The 21,788-nt window shown below is 69.5% G+C and carries 19 protein-coding genes; 7 read left to right on the top strand and 12 right to left on the bottom strand.

Annotated elements, in window-relative coordinates; translation table 11 throughout:
- Nucleotides 1-35 precede the first annotated feature (35 nt).
- The 4 genes from guaD to xdhA are packed head-to-tail and all read right to left on the bottom strand — an operon-like array spanning nt 36 to nt 5,846.
- Nucleotides 36-1,331: a guanine deaminase gene (guaD, locus tag BUB57_RS09785; protein WP_073066013.1), complete on the bottom strand. Its 1,296-nt coding sequence runs from the start codon at nt 1,329-1,331 to the stop codon at nt 36-38.
- A 14-nt stretch (nt 1,332-1,345) separates the two neighbouring features.
- Nucleotides 1,346-2,074, bottom strand: a complete 729-nt coding sequence (gene xdhC, locus BUB57_RS09780; protein WP_073066010.1) for a xanthine dehydrogenase accessory protein XdhC — start codon at nt 2,072-2,074, stop codon at nt 1,346-1,348.
- Complete coding sequence (xdhB, locus tag BUB57_RS09775) at nt 2,071-4,404, bottom strand: xanthine dehydrogenase molybdopterin binding subunit (RefSeq protein WP_073066007.1); 2,334 nt, start codon at nt 4,402-4,404, stop codon at nt 2,071-2,073. Before xdhB ends, xdhC begins: the two co-directional genes overlap by 4 nt.
- Before the next feature lie 2 nt (nt 4,405-4,406).
- A complete protein-coding gene (gene xdhA, locus BUB57_RS09770; protein WP_073066228.1) occupies nt 4,407-5,846 on the bottom strand; it encodes a xanthine dehydrogenase small subunit in 1,440 nt (479 codons plus the stop codon).
- Nucleotides 5,847-5,957: 111 nt separating this feature from the next.
- On the opposite strand from xdhA, the gene BUB57_RS09765 reads away from it, so the two are divergent.
- Nucleotides 5,958-6,854 carry a LysR family transcriptional regulator gene (locus tag BUB57_RS09765; RefSeq protein WP_073066004.1) on the top strand — a complete coding sequence of 299 codons (897 nt, stop codon included), beginning with the start codon at nt 5,958-5,960 and terminating at the stop codon, nt 6,852-6,854.
- A gap of 169 nt (nt 6,855-7,023) precedes the next feature.
- On the opposite strand, the gene BUB57_RS09760 is transcribed toward BUB57_RS09765, so the two are convergent.
- Both BUB57_RS09760 and uraH read right to left on the bottom strand, forming a co-directional pair.
- Nucleotides 7,024-8,247, bottom strand: a complete 1,224-nt coding sequence (locus BUB57_RS09760; protein WP_073066001.1) for a urate hydroxylase PuuD — start codon at nt 8,245-8,247, stop codon at nt 7,024-7,026.
- Nucleotide 8,248: 1 nt separating this feature from the next.
- Complete coding sequence (gene uraH, locus BUB57_RS09755) at nt 8,249-8,596, bottom strand: hydroxyisourate hydrolase (RefSeq protein WP_073065998.1); 348 nt, start codon at nt 8,594-8,596, stop codon at nt 8,249-8,251.
- 112 nt (nt 8,597-8,708) lie between these two features.
- Here uraH and BUB57_RS09750 point away from each other — a divergent pair, with 112 nt between their 5' ends.
- Entirely contained in the window at nt 8,709-9,197 is a 489-nt protein-coding gene (locus BUB57_RS09750; protein ID WP_073065995.1) for an ureidoglycolate lyase, read from the top strand.
- Here the strand turns inward: BUB57_RS09750 and rbsK are convergent.
- From rbsK to proS, 3 genes are all read right to left on the bottom strand, one after another.
- Nucleotides 9,173-10,114, bottom strand: a complete 942-nt coding sequence (rbsK, locus tag BUB57_RS09745) for a ribokinase (RefSeq protein ID WP_073065992.1) — start codon at nt 10,112-10,114, stop codon at nt 9,173-9,175. The two genes, BUB57_RS09750 and rbsK, sit on opposite strands and share 25 nt — an antisense overlap.
- A gap of 33 nt (nt 10,115-10,147) precedes the next feature.
- Nucleotides 10,148-10,594: a universal stress protein gene (locus BUB57_RS09740; RefSeq protein WP_073065989.1), complete on the bottom strand. Its 447-nt coding sequence runs from the start codon at nt 10,592-10,594 to the stop codon at nt 10,148-10,150.
- Between the two features lie 146 nt (nt 10,595-10,740).
- Nucleotides 10,741-12,099 carry a proline--tRNA ligase gene (gene proS / locus BUB57_RS09735; RefSeq protein WP_073065984.1) on the bottom strand — a complete coding sequence of 453 codons (1,359 nt, stop codon included), beginning with the start codon at nt 12,097-12,099 and terminating at the stop codon, nt 10,741-10,743.
- A 280-nt stretch (nt 12,100-12,379) separates the two neighbouring features.
- Between proS and BUB57_RS09730 the strand changes: the two genes are divergently transcribed.
- From BUB57_RS09730 to BUB57_RS09710, 5 genes are all read left to right on the top strand, one after another.
- On the top strand, nt 12,380-13,651 hold the full coding sequence (locus BUB57_RS09730) for an AI-2E family transporter (protein ID WP_073066224.1): 1,272 nt from the start codon (nt 12,380-12,382) through the stop codon (nt 13,649-13,651).
- A 1-nt stretch (nt 13,652) separates the two neighbouring features.
- Nucleotides 13,653-14,333 (top strand): P-loop NTPase family protein, encoded by a 681-nt coding sequence (locus tag BUB57_RS09725; protein WP_073065981.1) that lies wholly within the window; start codon nt 13,653-13,655, stop codon nt 14,331-14,333.
- Nucleotides 14,334-14,761: 428 nt separating this feature from the next.
- The gene (locus tag BUB57_RS09720) at nt 14,762-16,927 is read left to right on the top strand and encodes an RNA degradosome polyphosphate kinase (protein WP_073065978.1); all 2,166 of its coding nucleotides are present in this window, start codon (nt 14,762-14,764) and stop codon (nt 16,925-16,927) included.
- A 60-nt stretch (nt 16,928-16,987) separates the two neighbouring features.
- Nucleotides 16,988-18,514: a Ppx/GppA family phosphatase gene (locus BUB57_RS09715; protein WP_073065975.1), complete on the top strand. Its 1,527-nt coding sequence runs from the start codon at nt 16,988-16,990 to the stop codon at nt 18,512-18,514.
- A 61-nt stretch (nt 18,515-18,575) separates the two neighbouring features.
- Entirely contained in the window at nt 18,576-19,184 is a 609-nt protein-coding gene (locus BUB57_RS09710) for a LysE family translocator (RefSeq protein ID WP_073065972.1), read from the top strand.
- Between the two features lie 22 nt (nt 19,185-19,206).
- On the opposite strand, the gene BUB57_RS09705 is transcribed toward BUB57_RS09710, so the two are convergent.
- The 3 genes from BUB57_RS09705 to BUB57_RS09695 form a co-directional block, all read right to left on the bottom strand.
- Nucleotides 19,207-19,638 carry a hypothetical protein gene (locus BUB57_RS09705; protein ID WP_073065968.1) on the bottom strand — a complete coding sequence of 144 codons (432 nt, stop codon included), beginning with the start codon at nt 19,636-19,638 and terminating at the stop codon, nt 19,207-19,209.
- 151 nt (nt 19,639-19,789) lie between these two features.
- Entirely contained in the window at nt 19,790-21,430 is a 1,641-nt protein-coding gene (groL, locus tag BUB57_RS09700; RefSeq protein ID WP_073065965.1) for a chaperonin GroEL, read from the bottom strand.
- A gap of 43 nt (nt 21,431-21,473) precedes the next feature.
- Nucleotides 21,474-21,761 (bottom strand): co-chaperone GroES, encoded by a 288-nt coding sequence (locus tag BUB57_RS09695; RefSeq protein WP_073066221.1) that lies wholly within the window; start codon nt 21,759-21,761, stop codon nt 21,474-21,476.
- Nucleotides 21,762-21,788 lie beyond the last annotated feature (27 nt).

Genomic DNA, 21,788 nt, shown 5'->3' with positions numbered 1-21,788 from the left:
TGGCAGCGCAGCCCCGCTGCGTCCAGCGATCCGGCTTACCCGCCCGCGGCTGCGGTGGGTTTCAACGCCCGCCCGGCGACATAGGTTTCCACCACCGCGCGGTCGTCGCCCATCACCTGCAGGATGAACAGCTCCTGCATCAGGCTGTCGACCTTGTCGTGGCGCAGCCGCATGGCTTGGGTCGCGCGCGGGTCCAGCACCACCAGATCGGCAAAGCGTCCCGGCTGGACGCTGCCGATGCGGTCCTCCATCCCCAGCGCGACGGCATTGCCGCGGGTGGCCCAGTGAAACGCCGCCAGGGGATGCATCCGCCGCCCGCGCAGCTGCGCGATCTTGTAGGCCTCGGCCAGCGTCGCCAGCATCGACCAGTCGGTGCCGCCGCCGATGTCGGTGGCGACGCCCGTCACCACACCAGCGGCCCGCATGGCGTGGTCGTCGAACAGCCCCGAGCCGAGGAACAGGTTCGAGGTCGGGCAGTGGATCGCCCGCGTCCCGGTTTCGGCCATGCGGGCGGCTTCGCGCGCGCTCAGGTGGATCGCATGGCCCATCAGGCTGCGCGGCCCCAGCAGGCCGAAGCGGTCGTAGATGTCCAGGTAATCCCTTGCCTCGGGATAAAGCTGCAGGGTCAGTTCGATCTCGGCGTGGTTTTCGCTCAGATGGGTCTGGATCGCCATGCCGGGGTTTTCCGTGGCCAGAGTCCCCGCCGCGCGCAGCTGTTCGGGGGTCGAGGTGATCGCGAACCGCGGGGTGATCGCGTATTCCAGCCGCCCGCGCCCGTGCCAGCGTTCGATCAGCGCGCGGCTGTCGTCGTACGAGGGCTGCGCGTCGTCCAGCACCGCATCGGGCGCGTTGCGGTCCATCATCACCTTGCCGGCCAGCAGCGCCATCCCGCGGGATTCGGCCGCCGCGAACAGTGCCTCGGCGCTGGCCTTGTGAACCGAGCCGAAGGCGCAGGCGGTGGTGGTGCCGTTCAGGATCAGCTGGTCCAGGAATGCCCCGGCCATGTGGGCGGCGTGGTCGGGGTCGCGATACTGCGCCTCGATCGGGAAGGTGTGGTCGTTCAGCCAGTCGAGCAGCTCGGCCGCCCAGGCGGCGACCACCTGCACCTGCGGGAAATGGATATGCGGGTCGATGAAGCCGGCCATGACGAGATGCGGGCGATGGTCGATTTCCTGCGCCTGCGGGTCCGCGATGTCGCCGTAGTCGCCCACGGCGACGATGCGGCCGTCCTGCACCAGGATGGCGCCGTTGTCCCAGAAACGGTGACTGTCGTCGGTCTCGGCCGGGTCGGCGTGAAAGCTCAGCACGCGGCCGCGGATCAGGGTCTTCATCAAGCGGGGTTCCTTCAGACGGGCGCGTGGGCGCGGGCCGGGGCCAGCAGCCGGGCCATGATCTCGGTGGCGGCAAAGGCGGCGATCACCTCGGGGCGCTTGTCACGGATGCCCGCACCGATGGGGCAGGTCAAGCCCGAGGGGTCGATGCCGCGGGCGCGGGCGAAGCGGGCGAAACCGGCGCGCTTGGTGGCGCTGCCGATCATGCCGACATAGGCGGCGTCGCCCCGGGCCAGCGCCTCGGCTGCGATCAGGAAATCCAGCGCGTGGTCGTGGGTGACGATGACATGGGCGGCGCCGGCGGGCGCGCGGCGGACCTCGGCCTCGGGCAGAGGGGTCAGCAGCTGCGGCACCTCGGGCGCCAGTGCCAGCTCGGCTGCGCGGGGGTCGATCAACCGCACCGACACCGGCAGCGGCAGCATGGCGCGGGCCAGCGCCCGCCCGACATGGCCGGCACCGAAGATCAGCACTGCGGGGCGCGGGGGCGGCGGGCTGGCCGGTTCGCGGTCCAGCGTCAGTTCGACCCTTCCGCCGCAGCACTGGCCGATCTCGGGCCCCAGCGGAATGTCCATCACCGCAACCGCCTCGCCCCGCCGCAGCATCTGCCGGGCGCGGTCGATGGCCAGATATTCCAGCTGCCCGCCGCCGATGCTGCCGGTGGTCGCCTCCGGGCCGACCAGCATCTCGGCCCCCGGTTCGCGCGGGGTCGAGCCGCGGGCCCTTGTGATGCGGACGCGGATCATGGGTCGCGCAGCCCCAGCGCCCCGCCGCGCAGCCGTTCCGCCGCCATCAGCACCCGTTCCGGCGTCGCGGGCGCGTCCAGCCGCGGGGATTCGCGGTAGCCGGCCAGCGAGGCGACGGCATGGCCGATCGCCTCGAACACCGAAATCCCCAGCATGAACGGGGGCTCCCCCACCGCCTTCGACCGCCTGATCGTGGGTTCGCGGTTCACCGACCAGTCGGCCAGCCGCACGTTGAACACCTTGGGCCGGTCCGAGGCAAGCGGGATCTTGTAGGTCGAGGGCGCGTGGGTGCGCAGCCGCCCGGCATCGTCCCACCACAGCTCTTCGCTGGTCAGCCAGCCGGCGCCCTGCACGAAGCCGCCCTCGATCTGGCCGATGTCGATGGCCGGGTTGAGGGAGCGGCCGACGTCATGCAGGATATCCGCCCGCTCTATCACATATTCCCCGGTCAGCGTATCGACCGAGACCTCGGAACAGGCGGCGCCATAGGCGAAGTAATAGAACGGCCGCCCCGAGCCCTGCGCGCGGTTCCAGTGGATCTTCGGCGTCGCATAGAACCCCGCCGCCGACAGCTGCACCCGGGCCAGATAGGCCATCTGCACCGCTTCGGAAAACGGAATGGTCTCGTCCCGGACCACGATGTGATCGGGGATGAAGCGGATTTCCTCGGCCGTCGCATCCTTGGCCTTGCACAAGAACGCGACCAGCCGCGCCTTGATCTGGTTGGCGGCATCCAGTGCCGCCATGCCGTTGAGGTCGGTCCCCGAGGATGCCGCCGTGGCCGAGGTGTTCGGCACTTTTTCCGTGGTGGTCTTGGTGACGCGGATGCGGTCGAGGTCCACCTGGAACGCCTCGGCCACCACCTGCGCGATCTTGGTGTGCAGCCCCTGTCCCATCTCGCAGCCGCCGTGGTTCAGCTGGATCGAGCCGTCGGTATAGACATGGACCAGCGCGCCCGCCTGGTTGAAATGCGTGGCGGTGAAGCTGATGCCGAACTTGACCGGGGTCAGGGCGATGCCGCGGCGGATCGGGCTGCCCGCGGCGTCCATGCGGGCGTTGAAATCCAGCACCGCGCGGCGGCGGGCGGCATAGTCGCAAGACGCCTCCAGCTCGTCGAAGAGGCGCGGCAGGATCATGTCCTCGACCGGCTGGTGATAGGGGGTGGGCTGGCCGTCGCGGTAGAGGTTCGCTTTCCGCACCGCCAGAGTGTCCTGCCCGGTGGCATAGGCAATTTCCTCGATGATCCGCTCGGCGACGATCACCCCCTGCGGCCCGCCGAAGCCGCGGAAGGCGGTGTTCGACACGGTGTTGGTGCGCAGCGGATGCGAGCGCAGCTCGACATCGGGATAGTAATAGGCGTTGTCGGCGTGAAACAGCGCCCGGTCGGTCACCGCCATGCTGAGGTCCGCCGAAAACCCGCAGCGCGCATACCAGTCGCCCTCGACGGCGAGGATGCGGCCGGAATCGTCGAAACCGACACTGTAATCCACCACGAAATCATGGCGCTTGCCGGTGGCGATCATGTCGTCGTCGCGGTCGGGGCGCAGCTTGACGGCGCGGTTCCACTTGCGCGCGGCGATGGCGGCGACGCAGCAGAACAGGTTCATCTGGGTTTCCTTGCCGCCGAAGCCGCCGCCCATCCGGCGCACGTTCACCACCACCGCATTGGCCGGGACGTCCAGCGCATGGGCGACCATGTGCTGAACCTCGGTCGGGTGCTGGGTCGAGGTAAAGACGGTCATCTCGTCCTCGCCCGGGATCGCCAGCGCGATCTGGCCTTCGAGGTAGAAGTGATCCTGCCCGCCGATGGCAAAGCGCCCGTCCAGTCGCCGCGGCGCAGCGGCCAGACCGGCGGCGGCATCGCCGCGGCGCAGGGTCATGCCCGGCACCACCAGCTCACCCCCGGCCGCCAGCGCCGCCAGCGGGTCGAGCGCGTGGGGCAGGGGCTCATAATCGATCCGCGCCAAGGTTGCCGCGCGCCGTGCCTGTTCGCGGGTCTCGGCGATCACCGCGAACACCGGCTGGCCGTGGAAATGCACCTCGCCGCGCGCAAGGATGGGATCGTCACCGGCGCTGATTGGGCTGACGTCGTTGCGGCCGGGCACGTCCTCGGCAGTCAGTACGTCGATCACGCCGGGCGCCGCACGCACCGCCGCCAGCTCCATCGACAGGATCCGCCCATGCGCGACGGTGGACAGCCCCAGATAGGCGTGCAGCGTCCCCTGCGGCAGCACCAGATCGTCGGTGTAATCCGCCCGGCCGGTGACATGGCGCTCGGCCGATTCATGCGGCGTGTCCACTTGCGGCGCGCTCAAGGTTTCGTGTTTCATGCTCAGCCCCCCACCGCCCGGTCCAGCCGGACGGGAATGTCGCCGCCGCCATGTTCCAGCCAGAAGCGGCGGAACAGATTGCCCGCCACCGCCCGGCGGTAATCGGCAGTGGCGCGGAAATCGGACAGCGGGGTGAAATCGTCCCGAACAGCGGCGGCCGCAGCCTCGAAACTGCCGGCGGCGAAGGGCTGGCCGACGAGTGCGGCCTCGGCGCCCCGCGCGCGCGAGGGCGTGCCCGCCATGCCGCCGAAGGCCACGCGGGCCTCGGCGATCTGCCCGGCCTCGACCCGGATGCAGAACCCTGCCGCCACCGCGGAAATATCCGAGGCCTGCCGTTTCGAGACCTTGTAGGCGGCGACCAGCGCCTTGCCGGGTTTCGGGATCACCACGGTTTCCAGAAACTCGCCCTCGGCCCGGTCCTGCCTTCCGTATTCGATGAAGAAATCCTCCAGCGGCAATTCGCGCTGCACATCCCCCCGGCGCAGCACGATCCGCGCCCCCAGCGCGATCAGCAGCGGCGGGGTTTCCCCGATGGGCGAGCCGTTGGCGATATTGCCGCCGATGGTGCCGGCGTTGCGCACCTGCCAGCCGCCGATGCGCTGGATATAGTCCTGAGCCTGCGGCAGGTGCTCGCGGATCACCGGCAGGAACTCGGAATAGGTGACGCCGGCCTCGATGCGGATTTCATCGGCAGTGACCTCGACGCCTTTCAGCAGATGGCCGATGAAGATGGCGGGCGAGATCGCGCGCATCTGCTTGGTCACCCACAGCCCCACATCGGTTGCCCCTGCAACGATGGTGGCCTTGGAATGATCCAGCAGCGCCGCCGCCAGCGCATCGCTGTCCGCGGGCAGGATGGCGCGTTCGTCGCCGCGGCTGACCTCGGCCCCCGCCGGGATGGCCGAGAGCTTCCCGCGCACCGAGTCACGCTCGAGCGTCAGGAAATCCTGCAGCTGCCCGCCCGCCTGCGCCGCGGCCAGCGCCGCCCGGACGATCGGCGCATAGCCGGTGCAGCGGCAGAGATTGCCCTGCAGCGCGGTCTCGACCTGCACCGCATCCGGGTCGGGGGTCGCCATCCACAGACCGTACAGCGCCATCACGAAGCCGGGCGTGCAGAACCCGCACTGGCTGCCGTGATGATCGACCATGGCGCGCTGGATCGGATGCAAGCCGCCGTCCTGCCCCCGCAGATGCTCGATGGTGACGACATGGTAGCGGTGGCAGGAGGCGAGGAAGCGGATGCAGGCGTTCACCGGCTCATAGACCAGCGCGTCGCCGTGCAGCCGCCCGACCAGCACCGTGCAGGCGCCGCAGTCGCCCTCGGCGCAGCCCTCCTTGGTGCCGGTCAGCCCGCGCCCCAGCCGCAGGAAATCCAGCAGCGTGTCGCCCGGCCCCGCCTCGGTCAGGCGGATCTCGGTGTCGTTGAGCAGGAAACGGATCATTGGAAACAGCCGCCTTTCGTCACTGCGCCCCAGCATGGCGCATTTTCCCGCTTGCACAAAACGCCTCCACGCGTGAACAGTTTACGCCATTTCAAGAAAAAGCGGGCGGAAATGTCCTATCTGGAAAGCCTCAAGGTGTTCGTGCGGGTGGTCGAGCTGGGCTCGATCACCGCGGGCGGGCGCGACATGCGGCTGTCGCCCGCCGCCGCCTCGACCCGCATCCGCGACCTGGAAAACCGCTTTGGCGCGCGGCTGCTGAACCGCACCACCCGCACCCTGACCCCGACCGAGATCGGGCAGGTGCTTTATGACAACGCCCGCCGCGTGCTGGCGGCGCTGGACGAGGCCGAGGCGGCGGTCGCCAGCCATTCCGGCACCCCGCTGGGGGCAATGCGGGTGTCGGCGCCGCTGGGGGCGGGGCGGCGGCTGGTGGCGCCGCTGGTGCCGCGCTTCGTGGCCGAGAACCCCGAGGTGCAGGTGCGGCTGCGCCTGTCCGACCGGGTGGTGAATATCGTAGAGGACGCCATCGACCTGGCCTTCTACCTGGGCCAGCCCGAGGATTCGACGCTGATCCGCCGCAAGATCGCCGATTGCCCGCGGATGCTGGTGGCCTCGCCCGCCTATCTGGCGCAGCACGGCACGCCCGAGGCGCCCGAGGAGCTGAAGCGCCACAACTGCCTGTTGCTGCGGTTTCCGCGCTCGCCCGAATATTACTGGATGCTGCAGACGCCGGAAGGGCCGCAGAAACTGGCGGTCGCGGGCGGGTTCGATTCCGACGACGGCGAGGTGCTGACCGACTGGGCGCTGGCCGGGGCCGGCATCGCCAACCGCCCCCGCTATGAGGTCGCCGCGGCGCTGCGCGAGGGGCAGCTGGTCGAGGTCCTGCCCGAGACGCCCCCCATGGCCGTCGAGTTCGGCGTACTGACCCCGCACCGCGACCTGCAGGACCCCAAGCTGCGCCTGTTCATCGACTTTGCCGTGCGGGAGCTGAAAGGGACGATGGGGTAAGGGGGCGTTGCCCCCCCGCGCTGCGCGCTCCCCCCAGGATATTTCTGCACCAAAGACAAGGCTGCAAAGAGCAGAACAGGGGCCGCGGGCTTCTTCATCACGAAAATATCCCGCGGGATCGTCGTATACGACGATGGGGCGCGAAGCCCCCGGTCGCGGCGGCGCCGGATCAGCCGCGGCCCGCGCTGTCGAACCAGGCGCGCAGCAGCGCGCGTTCCTGCGGCTCGATGAAGCTGACGTTGGCGGGGGGCATGGCGTCGGTCAGCCCGGCCTGCAGGAAGATCTCGCGTGCGTGGCGGGCGATCTGGGCATCGGTTTCCAGCACCACCCGCTTCGGTGCGGTGGCAATGCCGGGCCAACCGGGCTCCGCCGCGTGGCACATCGAGCAGCGGCCCAGCACGATGTCGCGCACCTCGTCGAAATGCGCGTCGCCGACCAGCCGCGCCTCGGCGGTGGTCAGGGCGGTGCCGTCGTCGTCCAGCCGCTGGGTGCCCTGTGCCGACAACCATGCCGCCGCCAGGAACAGCGCCACCGTTGCGCCCCAGGTCCACCACGGCGCGGGCTTGCGTGCGTGCATGGTGTTGAAGAAATGCCGGATCGTCACCCCCATCAGGAACACCAGCGCCGCGATCAGCCAGTTCCAGCGGCTGGCGAACACCAGCGGATAGTGGTTCGACAGCATCAGGAACACCACCGGCAGCGTCAGGTAGTTGTTGTGCGTCGAGCGCAGCTTGGCGATCTTGCCATAGCGCGGGTCCGGCGTGCGCCCGGCCTTGAGATCGGCGACCACGATCCGCTGGTTCGGGATGATGATCATCGCCACGTTGGCGGTCATGATCGTAGCGGTGAAGGCGCCCAGATGCAGCAGCGCCGCGCGGCCGGTGAACACCTGGTCATAGCCCCAGGCCATCGCCACCAGCAGGACGAACAGCAGCAGCATCAGCGTGGTGGGGTTCTCGCCCAGCCGGCTTTTGCACAGCCGGTCATAGATCACCCAGCCCACCCCCAGCGACAGCGCCGAGATCAGCATCGCCCCCCAGGGCGCCAGCGCCAGCTTGGCCGGATCGATCAGGTACAGCTCGGACTGCGCCCAGTAGAGCACCATCAGCATCGCCACCCCCGACAGCCAGGTGGAATAGCTTTCCCATTTGAACCAGGTCAGATGCTCGGGCAGGCGCTCGGGGGCGACCAGGTATTTGGTGATGTGGTAGAAGCCGCCGCCATGGACCTGCCATTCCTCGCCATGCGCCTTGTCGGGCAGGCCGGGGGCCTTTTGCAGCCCAAGGTCCAGCGCGATGAAATAGAAGCTGGACCCGATCCAGGCGATGGCGGTGACCACATGGACCCAGCGGATCGCCAGCGCCGCCCAGTCGTGCAGGATGATCGCCTCCATCTCAGCTGCCCCTGTAGGTGGAATAGCCGTAGGGCGAGATCAGCAGCGGCACGTGGTAATGGTCGTCCTCGGCCATGCCGAAGCGGATCGGCACCTGATCCAGGAACCGCGGCGCGGGGGCGTCGTCCTGCCCCTCCAGCCATTCGCCGACGTGGAACAGCAGCTCGTAGCGGCCGGGGCGGAACTCGGCCTCGGGCAGGATCGGGCCGTCGGTGCGGCCGTCGGCGTTGGTGACAAGCTCGCGCAAGCAGCGGCGCTCGCCCTCCAGCGCGTAAAGCGTGATGCGCAGCCCCGCGGCGGGGCGGCCCCGCGCGGTGTCAAGCACATGGGTGGTCAGATAGCCGGCCATGGTCCCCCCGTTGGTTGCTTGTCCCCGTGATACGGCAGGACGCCGGGCGCTGGACAGCGCCCGCGGCAACATTCAGCTTATCGTTTCGCGAAAGAATGATAAGCGAGGAATCATGCACGACGACCGCATCATCCGGGCCGCGCCCCTGACCGCGCAGGCGTTTGCCCCTTGGGGGCAGGTGATCGAGGCCGCGGGCGCCCCAGACCGGCTGATCAACGAGGGCCGCTGCGGGCGCTGGCACGACCGCGCGGCGCTTGATGTCGAGGGGCGGGCGGGGATCTCGGTTTTCCGCTCGGAATCGGTGCGGCTGCCCTATCGGTTCCGGCTGGTCGAGCGGCATCCGCTGGGCAGCCAGGCGTTCCTGCCGATGACCGAAAACCCGTTCCTGGTGATCGTGGCCCCGGACAAGGGCGGGCGGCCGGGGCGGCCGCTGGCCTTCGTGGCGGCACCGGGTCAGGGGATCAACCTGGCGCGGGGCGCGTGGCACGGGGTGCTGGCGCCGCTGGGCGATCCGGGGCTGTTTGCGGTGGTGGACCGCTGTGCGGATGGCCCGAACCTTCAGGAATACCGCTGGGATCAGGACTGGACGGTGCTGGGCTGAGTGGCAAGGAAGGCCGCGAACTCGGCCTGCGTGGCATAGGAGGACTGCGCCCCCGGCCGTGTGACCGACAGCGCCGCATAGGCCGAGGCGCGGCGCAGGGCGCGCTCGGGCGCATCTCCCGCCGCGAGGTGATGCGCAAAGGCGCCGACGAAGGCATCGCCCGCGCCGGTGGTGTCGACCGGGGCGACCGTCAGCGCCGGGATCGGGGTGGTGCCGGCGGCGGTGACCAAGGCCGCGCCGCGCGCGCCCAGCGTCACCACCACATTGCCGAGGCCCTGCGCGAACAGCGCCCGCGCCGCGGCCTCGATCTGCGCCGGGGTCCCGACTGGCAGGCCGGTCAGCTGCGCCAGCTCGGTCTCGTTCGGGCAGATCCAGCCGAGCCCGCGCAGCCGCGCCAGCTCCAGCCCCGGCGCGGCGGGGGCGGGGTTCAGGATCACCGGCACCCCCAGCCCCCCCGCCACGGCGACGGCGTGATAGACCGTCTCCAGCGGCACTTCGAGCTGCAGCAGGATCAGGTCGCAGCGCGCCAGATCGCTAGCGGCGCGGTCCACATCCGTGGGCGACAGCGCGCCATTCGCGCCGGCCACGATGACGATGGCGTTTTCGCCCGAAGACTCCACGAAGATCGAGGCGACCCCGTTCGGCAGCCCCGGCGCCGGGGTCACATGGGTCAGCTCGATGCCGGCGGTCTGAAGATTGCGGCGCATGTCGCGCCCGAAACCGTCGTCGCCGGTGCGGGTGACCATCGTCACCGCCGATCCCAGCCGCGCCGCCGCCACCGCCTGGTTGGCGCCCTTGCCGCCGAAGCCGGTGGAAAACCCGGTCCCGGCCAGCGTCTCGCCGCGCGCGGGCAGGCGGGCGACGGTGGTCACCAGATCGACGTTGTTCGACCCGATCACCGCGATCCGCCCGGCCATGCGCCGCCCCCCTTGCCGCCCCGGCCGCGCGCCTCAGCGCACCACCAGCACCGGCACCGTGGTCTTCACCAGCACTTCCGAGGTCTGGCTGCCCAGCAGCAGCTTCTGCAACCCGCGCCGCCCGTGCGAGGACATCACGATCAGGTCGCAGCCCTGCAGATTGGCGGTGCGCAGGATCGCCTCGGCCGGGGAGTCGTCGACCTCGTGGATCGGCTCGACCGTCACGCCCTGTTCGGTGGCCTCGGCCTGGATGGAGGCCAGGCGTTCCTTCATCATCTCGTCGATCTGCTGGTCGTAGCGGCCGACGGGATCCTCGATCCCGGCCCGTTGCGCCGCCGCCAGCACCTGGGGGCGCAGCGGCTCGATCACGGTCAGCACCGTGACCTTGGCCCCGGAAATCCGGGCCAGCCCCAGCCCCTGCCGCAACCCCTTGAGCGCCAGTTCCGAGCCGTCGGTGGCGATCAGAATATGCTTGTACATCCACAACCTCTTCTGCTTGTGCGGTCAGGGTGCATGATCGCGGCGCAAACGCAAGGCGGCAGGTTGCGCCGGGGCGCCCACCTGCGCTGTTTCACGATGCCGCAGGCCGGGCCGCGGGGGGGGGCGGGGCGCGACCCGCGCCGGGGTCAGGGACGCCAGCCGGCGTCGAACACCGGGGCGTAGATCGCGGCCAGCCGCTCGACCGCCTGCGCGGGCGGCAGTTCGAGCGATTCGCCGCTGCGGCGGCTGGTCAGCTCGACCACGTTCGAGGCCAGGCCGCGCGGGCCGACGGTGATCCGCCAGGGCAGGCCGATCAGGTCCATGGTGGCGAACTTGGCGCCCGCGCGCTCGTCGCGGTCGTCGTAGAGCACCTCGAGCCCGCGGGCGCGCAGCTCGCGCTCCAGCGCCTCGCAGGCGCTGTCGGTCGAGGGATCGCCCTGTTTCAGATTCACCAGCCCGACGTGGAAGGGGGTGACGCCCTCGGGCCAGATGATGCCGCGCTCGTCGTGGCTGGCCTCGATGATCGCGCCCAGCAGGCGCGAGACGCCGATGCCGTGGCTGCCCATGTGCACCGGCACCCGCGCCCCGTCCGGGCCGACGACGGTGGCGCCCATCGGTTCGGAATACTTGGTGCCGAAATAGAAGATCTGCCCGACCTCGATGCCGCGGGCGGAACGGCGGCGCTCCTCGGGGATCTGGTTGAACAGCGCCTCGTCGTGGGTCTCGTCCGTGCGGGCGTAGCGGCTGGTGAACTCGTCCAGCACCGCGCGGCAGGCGGCGGGGTCGTCATAGTCGATGGCGCGGTCGCCGAAACGCAGGTCGGTGATGGCGCTGTCGTAGAACACCTCGGATTCGCCGGTCTCGGCAAGGACGAGGAACTCATGCGTGTCCTCGCCGCCGATCGGGCCGCTGTCGGCGCGCATCGGGATCGCCTGCAGCCCCATGCGTTCGTAGGTGCGCAGATAGCTGACCAGATGGCGGTTGTAGGCGTGCAGCGCGTCCTCGCGCGTGAGGTCGAAATTGTAGCCGTCCTTCATCAGGAACTCGCGCCCGCGCATCACGCCGAAGCGGGGACGGATCTCGTCGCGGAACTTCCACTGGATCTGATACAGCGTCAGCGGCAGGTCCTTGTAGCTGTTCACATGCGCGCGGAAGATGTCGGTGATCATCTCCTCGTTGGTGGGACCATAGAGCATGTCGCGCTTGTGGCGGTCGGTGATGCGCAGCATCTCTTCGCCGTAATCGTCGTAGCGGCCGGATTCGCGCCACAGATCGGCCGGCTGCAGCGTCGGCATCAAGAGCGGGATGTGGCCGGCGCGGCCTTGTTCCTCGTGCACGATCTGCTCGATGCGCTTCAGCACCTTCAGCCCCAGCGGCAGCCAGGAATAGATGCCGGCGGCCTGCTGCTTGATCATGCCGGCGCGCAGCATCAGCCGGTGGCTGACGATCTGCGCCTCGGCGGGGTTTTCTTTCAGGACGGGCAGGAAATAGCGCGACAGACGCATGGGACGGGACCTTTGGGCGAGTTCACGGCCGGGTTAGCGGATCGCGGCGCGGGGGGCAACGGTTGCGGCGGGCGGCGCCTGGCGGGCCAAGTTCCGCCCTGCCTGCGGCGCGGGTATTTGGGCCAGAAAGAAGCGGCTGGCGCAAAGGGGCAAGGGACGCATTTGCGTGAGAGCCGCGCAGCGCGCGCTTGCACCGCCGCCCGGGACGCGACAAACAGGGCCCGAACCGGGGCGGGCCCGGGGGATGCGGGCCATGGTGCCCGGGAACGGAGCGTTCGCGATGCGGTTTGCCGGCAGCAAGCAGGCCATCTGGTGGGGCGCCGCGGCGCTGGTGCTGGTGCTGGTCCTGTGGTTCCTGGGCAATGCGATCATGCCGTTCCTGCTGGGCATGGCCATCGCCTATTTCCTTGACCCCGTGGCCGACCGGCTGGAACGCGCCGGGCTGTCGCGCACGCTGGCCGTGGTGCTGATCACCGCCATCGTGGTGCTGGCCTTTGCGGCGACGCTGGTTTGGCTGGTGCCGCTGCTGTTGCGGCAGGGCACGCAGCTGGTCGAGACCGCCCCCCACATGATCCAGCGCCTGCAAGAGGTGGTGCAGGCGCGGTTTCCCGACCTGCTGCCCTCGGGCGGGTTCCTGGACATGGCGCTGGACAAGGGGCGCGAGACGGTGGCCGGCAGCATGGGCACCATCGTCGGCAGCGTCATGGGCTCGATCAACGGGGTGATCGGCTTTGTCATGGTGGTGGTGATCGCGCCGGTGGTGGCCTTCTACATGCTGCTGGACTGGGACCGCATGGTCGACCGGATCGACGCGCTGCTGCCGCGCCCGCATCTGGACACGCTGCGCACGCTGTTTGCGCAGATCAACGACAGCATTTCCGGGTTCGTGCGCGGGCAGGCGGTGGTGATCCTGATCCTGGCGCTGCTGTATTCGACCGGGCTGGCGCTGGCCGGGCTGCCCTTCGGCATCGTGATCGGGGTGTCGGCGGCGTCGCTGTCCTTCATCCCCTATCTGGGCACGCTGCTGGGCGGCGTGCTGTCGATCGGGGTGGCGCTGTTTTCGTTCTGGGACGAGCCGGCGCGGATCCTGATCGTCGCCGGGATCTTCGCCGCCGGGCAGATGCTGGAAAGCAACTACCTGCAGCCCAAGATCATCGGCGGCCATGTCGGGCTGCACCCGGTCTGGCTGATGCTGGCGCTGGCGGTGTTCGGCACGCTGTTCGGGTTCGTCGGGCTGCTGGTGGCGGTGCCGCTGGGCGCGGCCGTGGGGGTGATCGTGCGCCACACGGTCGCGCGCTACAAGGAAAGCGCGCTTTACACTGGCGCGCAGCAGCCCTCGCCGCCGCCGCAGCCGACGCTGGTCGAGATCGTCCCCCACGGCACCGTCGCCCGCCGCATCGCGCAGGAACAGCGCACCCATGACGAGGCGGTGCGCGAGGCGCGGGTCGGCGCGCCGCCGCCCGAGGCGCAGGGGCCCGAGCCGCAGGGACCCGTGCTTCCCGACAGCAGGGCCGGACTCCCCGTGCCGGGCGGCAGGCTCGGGAGAGGCTGAGATGCCCCGCCAGCTGACGCTGGACCTGCGCACGCCCCCGGCGCTGTCGCGGCAGGATTTCCTGCCCGCCTCCGCCAATGCCGAGGCGCTGGCCATGCTGGACCGGCCGCAGGACTGGCCGCAGGGGCGGTTGCTGCTGGTCGGCCCCGAGGGCGCGGGCAAGTCGCATCTGGCGGCGTTCTGGGCGGCCGAGCACGGGGCGCAGCGGGTCCGCGCCTCGGCGCTGCGGCCCGAGACTGCGGATGCGCTGGTCGCGCCGGGCGGTGCGCTGGTGGTCGAGGACGCCCATCGCGCCGGTGGCGCTGCCGGGGCCGAGGCGGCGCTGTTCCATCTGTGGAACCTCTGCGCGGCGCAGGGGGCGCTGCTGCTGATCACCGCGCGGACGCCGCCGCGCGACTGGGGGCTGGCGCTGCCCGACCTCGCCTCGCGCATGGCGGCGACGGCGCTGGTGCGGCTCGAGCCCCCCGACGAGGCGCTGCTGGCCGCGGTGCTGGTCAAGCTGTTCGCCGACCGCCAGCTGGTGCCCGGGCCGGGCGTGGTCGAATCGCTTTCGCGGCACATGGACCGCGACCTGGGGCTGGCCCGGCGCGTGGTGGCCGAGATCGACCGCACCGCGCTGGCCGAGGGGCGGGCGGTGACAAGGCCCTTGGCACTGGCGGCGCTGGCGCGGATGGCGGGCTGAGCGGCGGGGGCGGGGTTGGAGCCGGGGGCTGTCTGCCGTGGCGCTGAAAACAATCCACTGGACTATTCGGCGGGAAAGCAGCCTTGGGGCTGTTTCGGATCCGCCTATTATTCCGGGCGCTGCCCGAGCGGGGGCCAGTCCCCGGCCATTGTCGTGGCCTCTCTCGCTGAAACGGTCCACTGGACCCTCCGACGGGAAAGCAGCCTTGGGGACTGTTTCCTGATCCGCCGCCTGTTCCGGGCGCTCGGAAGCCCGCGGGATATTTCCGGCAAGATGAAGGCATGGGGTGCCGGTAGGCGGCGGCCGGGACGGCATGGCCTGCGCGCTTTATGTCGGTTGCGTGAAGATTGTCGGGCGCGGTTTGACAGTCTTTCGCGGGCGTTCCAGAAACCCCTCAACTGCCCCGCTTTTTCCTGCATGATGTTTCCATGACCCAGGCCGATTTCCTCAAGACCCCGATTCCCCCCGCCCGCGTCCTTTCCGAGGGGCCGCCCGAGGGGCCGGCGCGGTTCTTCAACCGCGAGCTCAGCTGGCTGAGCTTCAACTGGCGGGTGCTGGACGAGGCCCGCAACCCGCGGGTGCCGCTGCTGGAGCGGCTGCGCTTCCTGTCGATCTCGGCCACCAACCTCGACGAGTTCTACACCGTCCGCGTCGCCGGGCTGCGCGAGCTGGTGCGCGAGGGCAACGTCACCCCCTCGGACGACGGGCTGACCCCGGCCGAGCAGCTGGCGCTGATCAACGCCGACGCCCGCCGGCTGATGGGGGCGCAGCAGACCGTCTGGAACAAGCTGCGCCGCGAGATGGAGGCCGAGGGCATCGTCATCCTGTCGCGCTCGCGCGTGACCCGGGCCGAGGCGGCGTTCCTGCGCACGCATTTCCTGGAACAGGTGTTCCCGGTGCTGACGCCGCTGACCATCGACCCGGCGCACCCGTTCCCCTTCATCCCCAACGCCGGCTTCTGCCTGGCGCTGGAGCTGGCGCGGGAATCCGACGGCAGCCAGATGCAGGCGCTGCTGCCGATTCCGGGGCAGCTCAAGCGATTTATCCCTTTGCCCGGGGGGCAGCGGTTCCTGCGGCTGGAAGATCTGCTGCTGATGTATCTGCCGCGGCTGTTCCCCGGCTATCGCGATGTCGGCCACTGCGCCTTCCGGGTGCTGCGCGACAGCGACCTCGAGCTCGAGGACGAGGCCGAGGATCTGGTGCGCGAGTTCGAGACCGCGCTGAAGCGCCGCCGCCGCGGCGACGTGATCCGGCTGAAGATCACCGCCGGCGCCCCCGACCGGCTGCGCAAGCTGATCATGCAGCGGCTGCAGGTCGGGCTGGACGAGGTGATCCAGGTCGAGGGGCTGCTGGGCATGGCCGACATGCGCGAGCTGGTGCTGGACAGCCGCCCGGACCTGCAATGGCCGTCCTTCGTGCCGCGGGTGCCCGAGCGGGTCCAGGACCACGACGGCGACATGTTCGCCGCCATCCGGCAAAAGGACATGCTGCTGCACCACCCGTACGAGACCTTCGACATGGTGGTGCGCTTCCTGCAGCAGGCGGCGCGCGACCCCGACGTGGTGGCGATCAAGCAGACGCTGTACCGCACCAGCCGCGACAGCCCCATTGTCAGCGCCCTGTGCGAGGCGGCGGAAGCGGGCAAGTCGGTGGTGGCGCTGGTCGAGCTGAAGGCCCGCTTCGACGAGGCCGCCAACATCCGGCAGTCGCGGCGGCTGGAACGGGCGGGCGCGCATGTGGTCTACGGGTTCTTCAACTACAAGACCCATGCCAAGATCTCGACCGTGGTGCGGCGCGAAGGCGATGCGCTGGTCACCTATACCCATTTCGGGACCGGCAACTACCACCCGATCACCGCGCGCATCTATACCGACCTGTCGCTGCTGACCTGCGACCCGGCGCTGGGGCGCGACGCGACCAAGGTGTTCAACTACCTGTCCAGCTATGTCGAGCCGGTGGGGCTGGAAAACCTGGCGATCAGCCCGATCAACCTGAAGTCCACCCTGCTGGACCTGATCGCGCGCGAGGCCGAATTCGCCCGCCAAGGCCGCCCGGCCGAGATCTGGGCCAAGCTGAACAGCCTGATCGAGAAGGACGTGATCGAGGCGCTTTACGCCGCCTCGAACGCGGGGGTGCGCATCAACCTGGTGGTGCGCGGCATCTGCGGGCTGCGCCCCGGCATCGCCGGGCTTTCGGACAACATCCGGGTCAAGTCCATCGTCGGGCGCTTCCTCGAACACAGCCGCGTGGTCTGTTTCGGCAACGGCCACGGGCTGCCCTCGCGCAAGGCGCGGGTGTTCATCAGCTCGGCCGACTGGATGGACCGCAACCTCAACCGCCGGGTCGAGTCGCTGGTCGAATGCATCAACGAGACGGTGAAGGCGCAGATCACCAGCCAGATCATGGCCGCCAACCTGGCCGACGAGGCGCAGAGCTGGATCCTGCAACCCGACGGCCGCTATCTGCGCCACCTGCCCGAGGACCGCGAGGATCTGTTCAACTGCCACCAGTATTTCCTTGACAACCCCTCGCTTTCTGGGCGGGGAACGGCCGGGGCAAAGGATGTCGCGGCTCTGACCCATACCCGGGATTGACCTGAACCCGCGTCGGGCGCTTTCCTGCGCCCGTCCGCACAACGGAAGAAAAGGCCCGCCATGAACGTCAAGACCGCCAGCGGCCAGAAAATCGCCCCCTTCGGCAAGCACGGGCTGCCGGTCCGGTCGATGCGGGAACTGGCGCGGGTGGGGGTGGTGGACGTCGGCTCGAACTCGATCCGGCTGGTCGTGTTCGACGGCGCCGCCCGCAGCCCGGCGTATTTCTACAACGAAAAGGTCATGGCCGGGCTGGGGCAAGGGCTGGCCTCGACCGGGCGGCTGAACCCCGAGGGAGTGCGGCGGGGCATGGCGGCGCTGAAGCGTTTTTCCACCCTGGCGCGCGACATGGGGATCGAGGCGCTGACCTGCGTCGCCACCGCCGCCGTGCGCGAGGCCGAGGACGGCCCCGCCTTCAACCGCGCCGTTACCCGCAGAACCGGGCTGAAGCTTCTGATCATCGACGGCGAGGAAGAGGCGCGGCTGTCGGCGCAAGGGGTGCTGCTGGGCTGGCCCGACGCGCGCGGGCTGGTCTGCGACATGGGCGGCAGCTCGATGGAGCTGGCCGAGGTCGGCGAGGGAAAGATCGGCCGCCGCGCCACCTCGCCGCTGGGCCCGTTCCGCCTGCAGCTGGTCGAGCGCAAGGCCCTGCGCCGCCATATCCAGAAGGTGGTCGAGGGGCTGGCCGCCGCGGTCGGCGACGACCACGAGCGCATCTATCTGGTCGGCGGTTCGTGGCGGGCGATCGCGCGGCTGGACATGGAGCGGCGCGGCTATCCGATGACGGTGCTGCACGAATACCGCATGACCCCCGAGGACGTGCTGGCCACGGTCAAGTGGATCGGCGACACCCCGCAGGCCGAGATGAAGTCGCGCAGCGGCATCTCCTCCTCGCGGCTCGAGCTGGTGCCGCTGGCGGTGCAGGTGCTGCGCCAGCTGGTGCTGACCTTTGCCCCGCGCGAGATCGCCGTCAGCTCCTACGGTATCCGCGAGGGGCTGCTTTACGAACAGATGTCCGCCGGCATCCGCAAGCGCGACCCGCTGATCGAGGCCGCCAAGTTCACCGAGCGCAAGATGGCGCGGCTGCCCGGGGCGGGCAAGCGGCTGTTCCAGTTCCTGGCGCCGGTGTTCGCGGGCGCCCCGCCCGAGCGCGAGCGGCTGATCCGCGCCGCCTGCCTGCTGCACGACACCAGCTGGCGCGCGCACCCCGATTACCGGGCCGAGGCCAGTTTCGACAACGTGACCCATTCCAACATGACCGCGCTGTCGCACCCGGAACGGGTGTTCCTGGGGCTGTCGCTGCTGCACCGCTATACCAACAGCCGCACCGGCTGCCTGGTCGAGCCGCTGCTGCCGCTGCTGGCCCAGGACGAGATCCGCGAGGCCGAGATCGTCGGCCGCGCCATGCGCTTCGGGGCGATGTTCTCCATCGGCGACCCGACCGAGGCCGGCGCGCTGGCTCTGGACCGCGACGCCGGCACGCTGACCCTGGCCCTGACCGACAGCGGGCGCGAGCTGATGGGCGAAGTGGTCGAAGCCCGCTTCCGCGCGCTTGCCTCGGCGCTTAAGGTGGCGGCGGTGGTGGCCTGAGCCGCCGCGGGGGGTTCCACGGACCGGGGGGCGCGGCCCCTTCTTTCGCTTCGGAGGGGGCATGTCGTTTGAAACCTGGCTTCTGTTCCTGCTGACCTCGGCCGGGATCGCGCTGACCCCGGGGCCGAACGTGCTGCTGGCGATGACCCATGGCGCGCTGCACGGCAACCGCCGCGCGCTGTGGACCATCATGGGCGGGGTCACCGGGCTGGTCGCGGTCATGGGGCTGTGCATGTTCGGGATCGGGGCGCTGGTGCGGACCTCAGCGCTGTGGCTGACCGGGCTCAAGCTGGTCGGGGGCGCCTATCTGGTCTGGCTGGGGATCCGGCTGTGGGCCTCGCCGCCGATCGTGGTGGCGGCCGGGGGCGGGGCGGCGGCGGTGCGGGGTGCCGCGCTGTTCCGCTCGGGGTTCCTGACCGCCGCCACCAACCCCAAGGGGCTTTTGTTCTTCAGCGCGCTGCTGCCGCAGTTCCTGTCGGCAGAGCGCAGCCTGGCCGGGCAGTTCCTGGTGATGGGCGCCACCTATGCGGTGATCGAGTTCGCGGTGGAATATCTTTACGCCGCCGCCGCGCATCGGGTGCGGCCCTGGCTGGCCCGGGTCGGGCGCCGCTTCAACCGGGTCTGCGGCGGCATCTTCGTCGCCATCGGCGCGGCGCTGCCGCTGCGCTGAGCGCGGGGGGCGCCGTGCCCCCTCAGATCACCCCGTGCTGGCGCAGCAGCGCCTGTTCGTCGCCGGACATCCAGCCGAACACACGCGCCTCGCCCTCGGCCAGCCGGACCAGGTAATGCACGTCGAAATCGATGGCGGTCTCGGGCAGGTCGTCGCGGGCATAGGTCGCGGTCCAGGCGACATGGGCGACGCAATGCAGCGCGTCGATCGGTGACAGGCGCAGGTCGCGGATGCGCATCGCGGTGGTGCCGATGGCGCGGTAATGCGCATAGCCCTGGGCCATGCGCTCGCGCAGCAGCGCGTCGTTGCGGCCGGTGATCACCCCGGCGGGGGTGCTGGCAATGAACTCGGGCGCGTAAAGCGTCGCCACCTCGTCCATCGTGGCGCGCCCGGCCAGCGCCTGCGCGAACATCTGCTCATAGCGCCGGAACAGCGCCCTGACCGCGGCGTCCATCGCTGTTGCCCCCTTGTTCGACCGATCCGCGCCAGCATGGCACGGCTTGCCGCCGCTGCCCATGGGGCGGTTCACGAAAAAAGCGCCACGAAAAAGGGCGCCCGCAAGGGGCGCCCTTCCTGTCCGTGCCTGATCGGCATGGGTGGGGTGATTACATCATCCCGCCCATGCCGCCCATGTCGGGCATCCCGCCGCCGGCCGGAGCCTTCGGCTCGGGCTTTTCGGCGATCATCGCCTCGGTGGTGATCAGCAGGCCCGCGACCGAGGCCGCGTCTTCCAGCGCGGTGCGCACGACCTTGGCCGGGTCGATCACGCCGAACTTGAACATGTCGCCATATTCTTCGGTCTGCGCGTTGAAGCCAAAGGCCTTGTCGTTCGATTCCCGCACCTTGCCGGCCACCACGGCGCCGTCGACGCCGGCGTTTTCGGCGATCTGGCGCATCGGCGCCTCGAGCGCGCGGCGGATGATGGCGATGCCGGCGTTCTGGTCCGAGTTGGCGCCTTCCAGCCCTTCCAGGGCCTTGCCGCCTTGAACCAGGGCCACGCCGCCACCGACCACGACACCTTCCTGCACCGCGGCGCGGGTGGCGTTCAGCGCGTCGTCCACGCGGTCCTTGCGCTCTTTCACCTCGACCTCGGTCAGGCCGCCGACGCGGATGACGGCGACGCCACCGGCCAGCTTGGCCACACGCTCCTGCAGCTTCTCGCGGTCGTAGTCGCTGGTGGTTTCCTCGATCTGCTGGCGGATCTGGCTGACTCGGGCCTCGATCTCGGCCTTCTCACCGGCGCCATCGACGATGGTGGTGTTGTCCTTGTTGATCGAGATCTTCTTGGCGCGGCCCAGCATGTCCAGCCCGACGTTCTCGAGCTTCATGCCGAGGTCGTCCGAGATCACCTGACCGCCGGTCAGGATCGCGATGTCCTGCAGCATGGCCTTGCGGCGATCGCCGAAGCCCGGCGCCTTGACGGCCGCGACCTTCAGCCCGCCGCGCAGGCGGTTGACGACCAGCGTGGCCAGCGCCTCGCCTTCCACGTCCTCGGCCACGATCAGCAGCGGCTTCTGGGTCTGGATGACGGCTTCCAGCAGGGGAACCATCGGCTGCAGCGACGACAGTTTCTTTTCGTGCAGCAGGATATAGGCGTCTTCCAGCTCGGCGATCATCTTTTCCGGGTTGGTGACGAAATAGGGCGACAGGTAGCCGCGGTCGAACTGCATCCCCTCGACGACTTCGACCTCGGTCTCCATCCCCTTGTTCTCTTCGACGGTGATCACGCCTTCGTTGCCGACGCGCTGCATCGCCTCGGCGATCTGCTCGCCGATGAAGGTCTCGCCGTTGGCCGAGATGGTGCCGACCTGCGCGACTTCGGCGCTGTCGTTGACCGGACGGGCGGCGGCCTTGATCGATTCCACGACGCGGGCGGTGGCCAGGTCGATGCCGCGCTTGAGGTCCATCGGGTTCATGCCCGCGGCGACGGCCTTCAGCCCTTCGCGCACGATGGCCTGCGCCAGCACGGTGGCGGTGGTGGTGCCGTCCCCGGCCTCGTCATTGGTGCGCGAGGCGACTTCGCGGACCATCTGCGCGCCCATGTTCTCGAACTTGTCGGACAGTTCGATTTCCTTGGCGACCGAAACGCCGTCCTTGGTGATGCGCGGGGCGCCGAAGGACTTGTCGATGACCACGTTGCGGCCCTTGGGGCCCAGCGTCACCTTGACCGCATCGGCCAGGATGTTGACGCCCTTGAGCATCCGGTCGCGGGCGTCGGTGTTGAACTTGACTTCCTTGCCAGCCATTTATCTCTTCCTTGTCAATGAGTTGAAAACGATCCGTCAGGGATTACGAGATGATCCCGAGGATGTCGCTTTCCTTCATGATCAGCAGCTCTTCGCCGTCCAGCGTGATTTCGGTGCCCGACCATTTGCCGAACAGGATGCGGTCGCCGGCCTTGACATCCAGCGCGATCCGATCGCCGTCGTCGTCACGGGTGCCGGCGCCCACGGACACGACCTCGCCCTCGGCGGGCTTTTCCTTGGCGGTGTCGGGGATGATCAGGCCGCCCTTGGTCTTTTCGTCGGATTCGACGCGACGGACCAGGACGCGGTCGTGCAGAGGGGTGAAAGCCATCGTGAACACTCCGATTCAGGTTGCAGT

This window comes from Paracoccus solventivorans (assembly GCF_900142875.1).
GTDB classification, from domain to species: domain Bacteria; phylum Pseudomonadota; class Alphaproteobacteria; order Rhodobacterales; family Rhodobacteraceae; genus Paracoccus; species Paracoccus solventivorans.
This window is presented reverse-complemented; position numbering and strand designations above follow the sequence as displayed.

Excerpts from the sequence above, each read along its gene's own strand:
- guaD (WP_073066013.1), bottom strand. The coding sequence starts at position 1,331 with ATGAAGACCCTGATCCGCGGCCGCGTGCTGAGCTTTCACGCCGACCCG.
- xdhC (WP_073066010.1), bottom strand. The coding sequence starts at position 2,074 with ATGATCCGCGTCCGCATCACAAGGGCCCGCGGCTCGACCCCGCGCGAA.
- xdhB (WP_073066007.1), bottom strand. The coding sequence starts at position 4,404 with ATGAAACACGAAACCTTGAGCGCGCCGCAAGTGGACACGCCGCATGAA.
- xdhA (WP_073066228.1), bottom strand. The coding sequence starts at position 5,846 with ATGATCCGTTTCCTGCTCAACGACACCGAGATCCGCCTGACCGAGGCG.
- BUB57_RS09765 (WP_073066004.1), top strand. The coding sequence starts at position 5,958 with ATGTCCTATCTGGAAAGCCTCAAGGTGTTCGTGCGGGTGGTCGAGCTG.
- BUB57_RS09760 (WP_073066001.1), bottom strand. The coding sequence starts at position 8,247 with ATGGAGGCGATCATCCTGCACGACTGGGCGGCGCTGGCGATCCGCTGG.
- uraH (WP_073065998.1), bottom strand. The coding sequence starts at position 8,596 with ATGGCCGGCTATCTGACCACCCATGTGCTTGACACCGCGCGGGGCCGC.
- BUB57_RS09750 (WP_073065995.1), top strand. The coding sequence starts at position 8,709 with ATGCACGACGACCGCATCATCCGGGCCGCGCCCCTGACCGCGCAGGCG.
- rbsK (WP_073065992.1), bottom strand. The coding sequence starts at position 10,114 with ATGGCCGGGCGGATCGCGGTGATCGGGTCGAACAACGTCGATCTGGTG.
- BUB57_RS09740 (WP_073065989.1), bottom strand. The coding sequence starts at position 10,594 with ATGTACAAGCATATTCTGATCGCCACCGACGGCTCGGAACTGGCGCTC.
- proS (WP_073065984.1), bottom strand. The coding sequence starts at position 12,099 with ATGCGTCTGTCGCGCTATTTCCTGCCCGTCCTGAAAGAAAACCCCGCC.
- BUB57_RS09730 (WP_073066224.1), top strand. The coding sequence starts at position 12,380 with ATGCGGTTTGCCGGCAGCAAGCAGGCCATCTGGTGGGGCGCCGCGGCG.
- BUB57_RS09725 (WP_073065981.1), top strand. The coding sequence starts at position 13,653 with ATGCCCCGCCAGCTGACGCTGGACCTGCGCACGCCCCCGGCGCTGTCG.
- BUB57_RS09720 (WP_073065978.1), top strand. The coding sequence starts at position 14,762 with ATGACCCAGGCCGATTTCCTCAAGACCCCGATTCCCCCCGCCCGCGTC.
- BUB57_RS09715 (WP_073065975.1), top strand. The coding sequence starts at position 16,988 with ATGAACGTCAAGACCGCCAGCGGCCAGAAAATCGCCCCCTTCGGCAAG.
- BUB57_RS09710 (WP_073065972.1), top strand. The coding sequence starts at position 18,576 with ATGTCGTTTGAAACCTGGCTTCTGTTCCTGCTGACCTCGGCCGGGATC.
- BUB57_RS09705 (WP_073065968.1), bottom strand. The coding sequence starts at position 19,638 with ATGGACGCCGCGGTCAGGGCGCTGTTCCGGCGCTATGAGCAGATGTTC.
- groL (WP_073065965.1), bottom strand. The coding sequence starts at position 21,430 with ATGGCTGGCAAGGAAGTCAAGTTCAACACCGACGCCCGCGACCGGATG.
- BUB57_RS09695 (WP_073066221.1), bottom strand. The coding sequence starts at position 21,761 with ATGGCTTTCACCCCTCTGCACGACCGCGTCCTGGTCCGTCGCGTCGAA.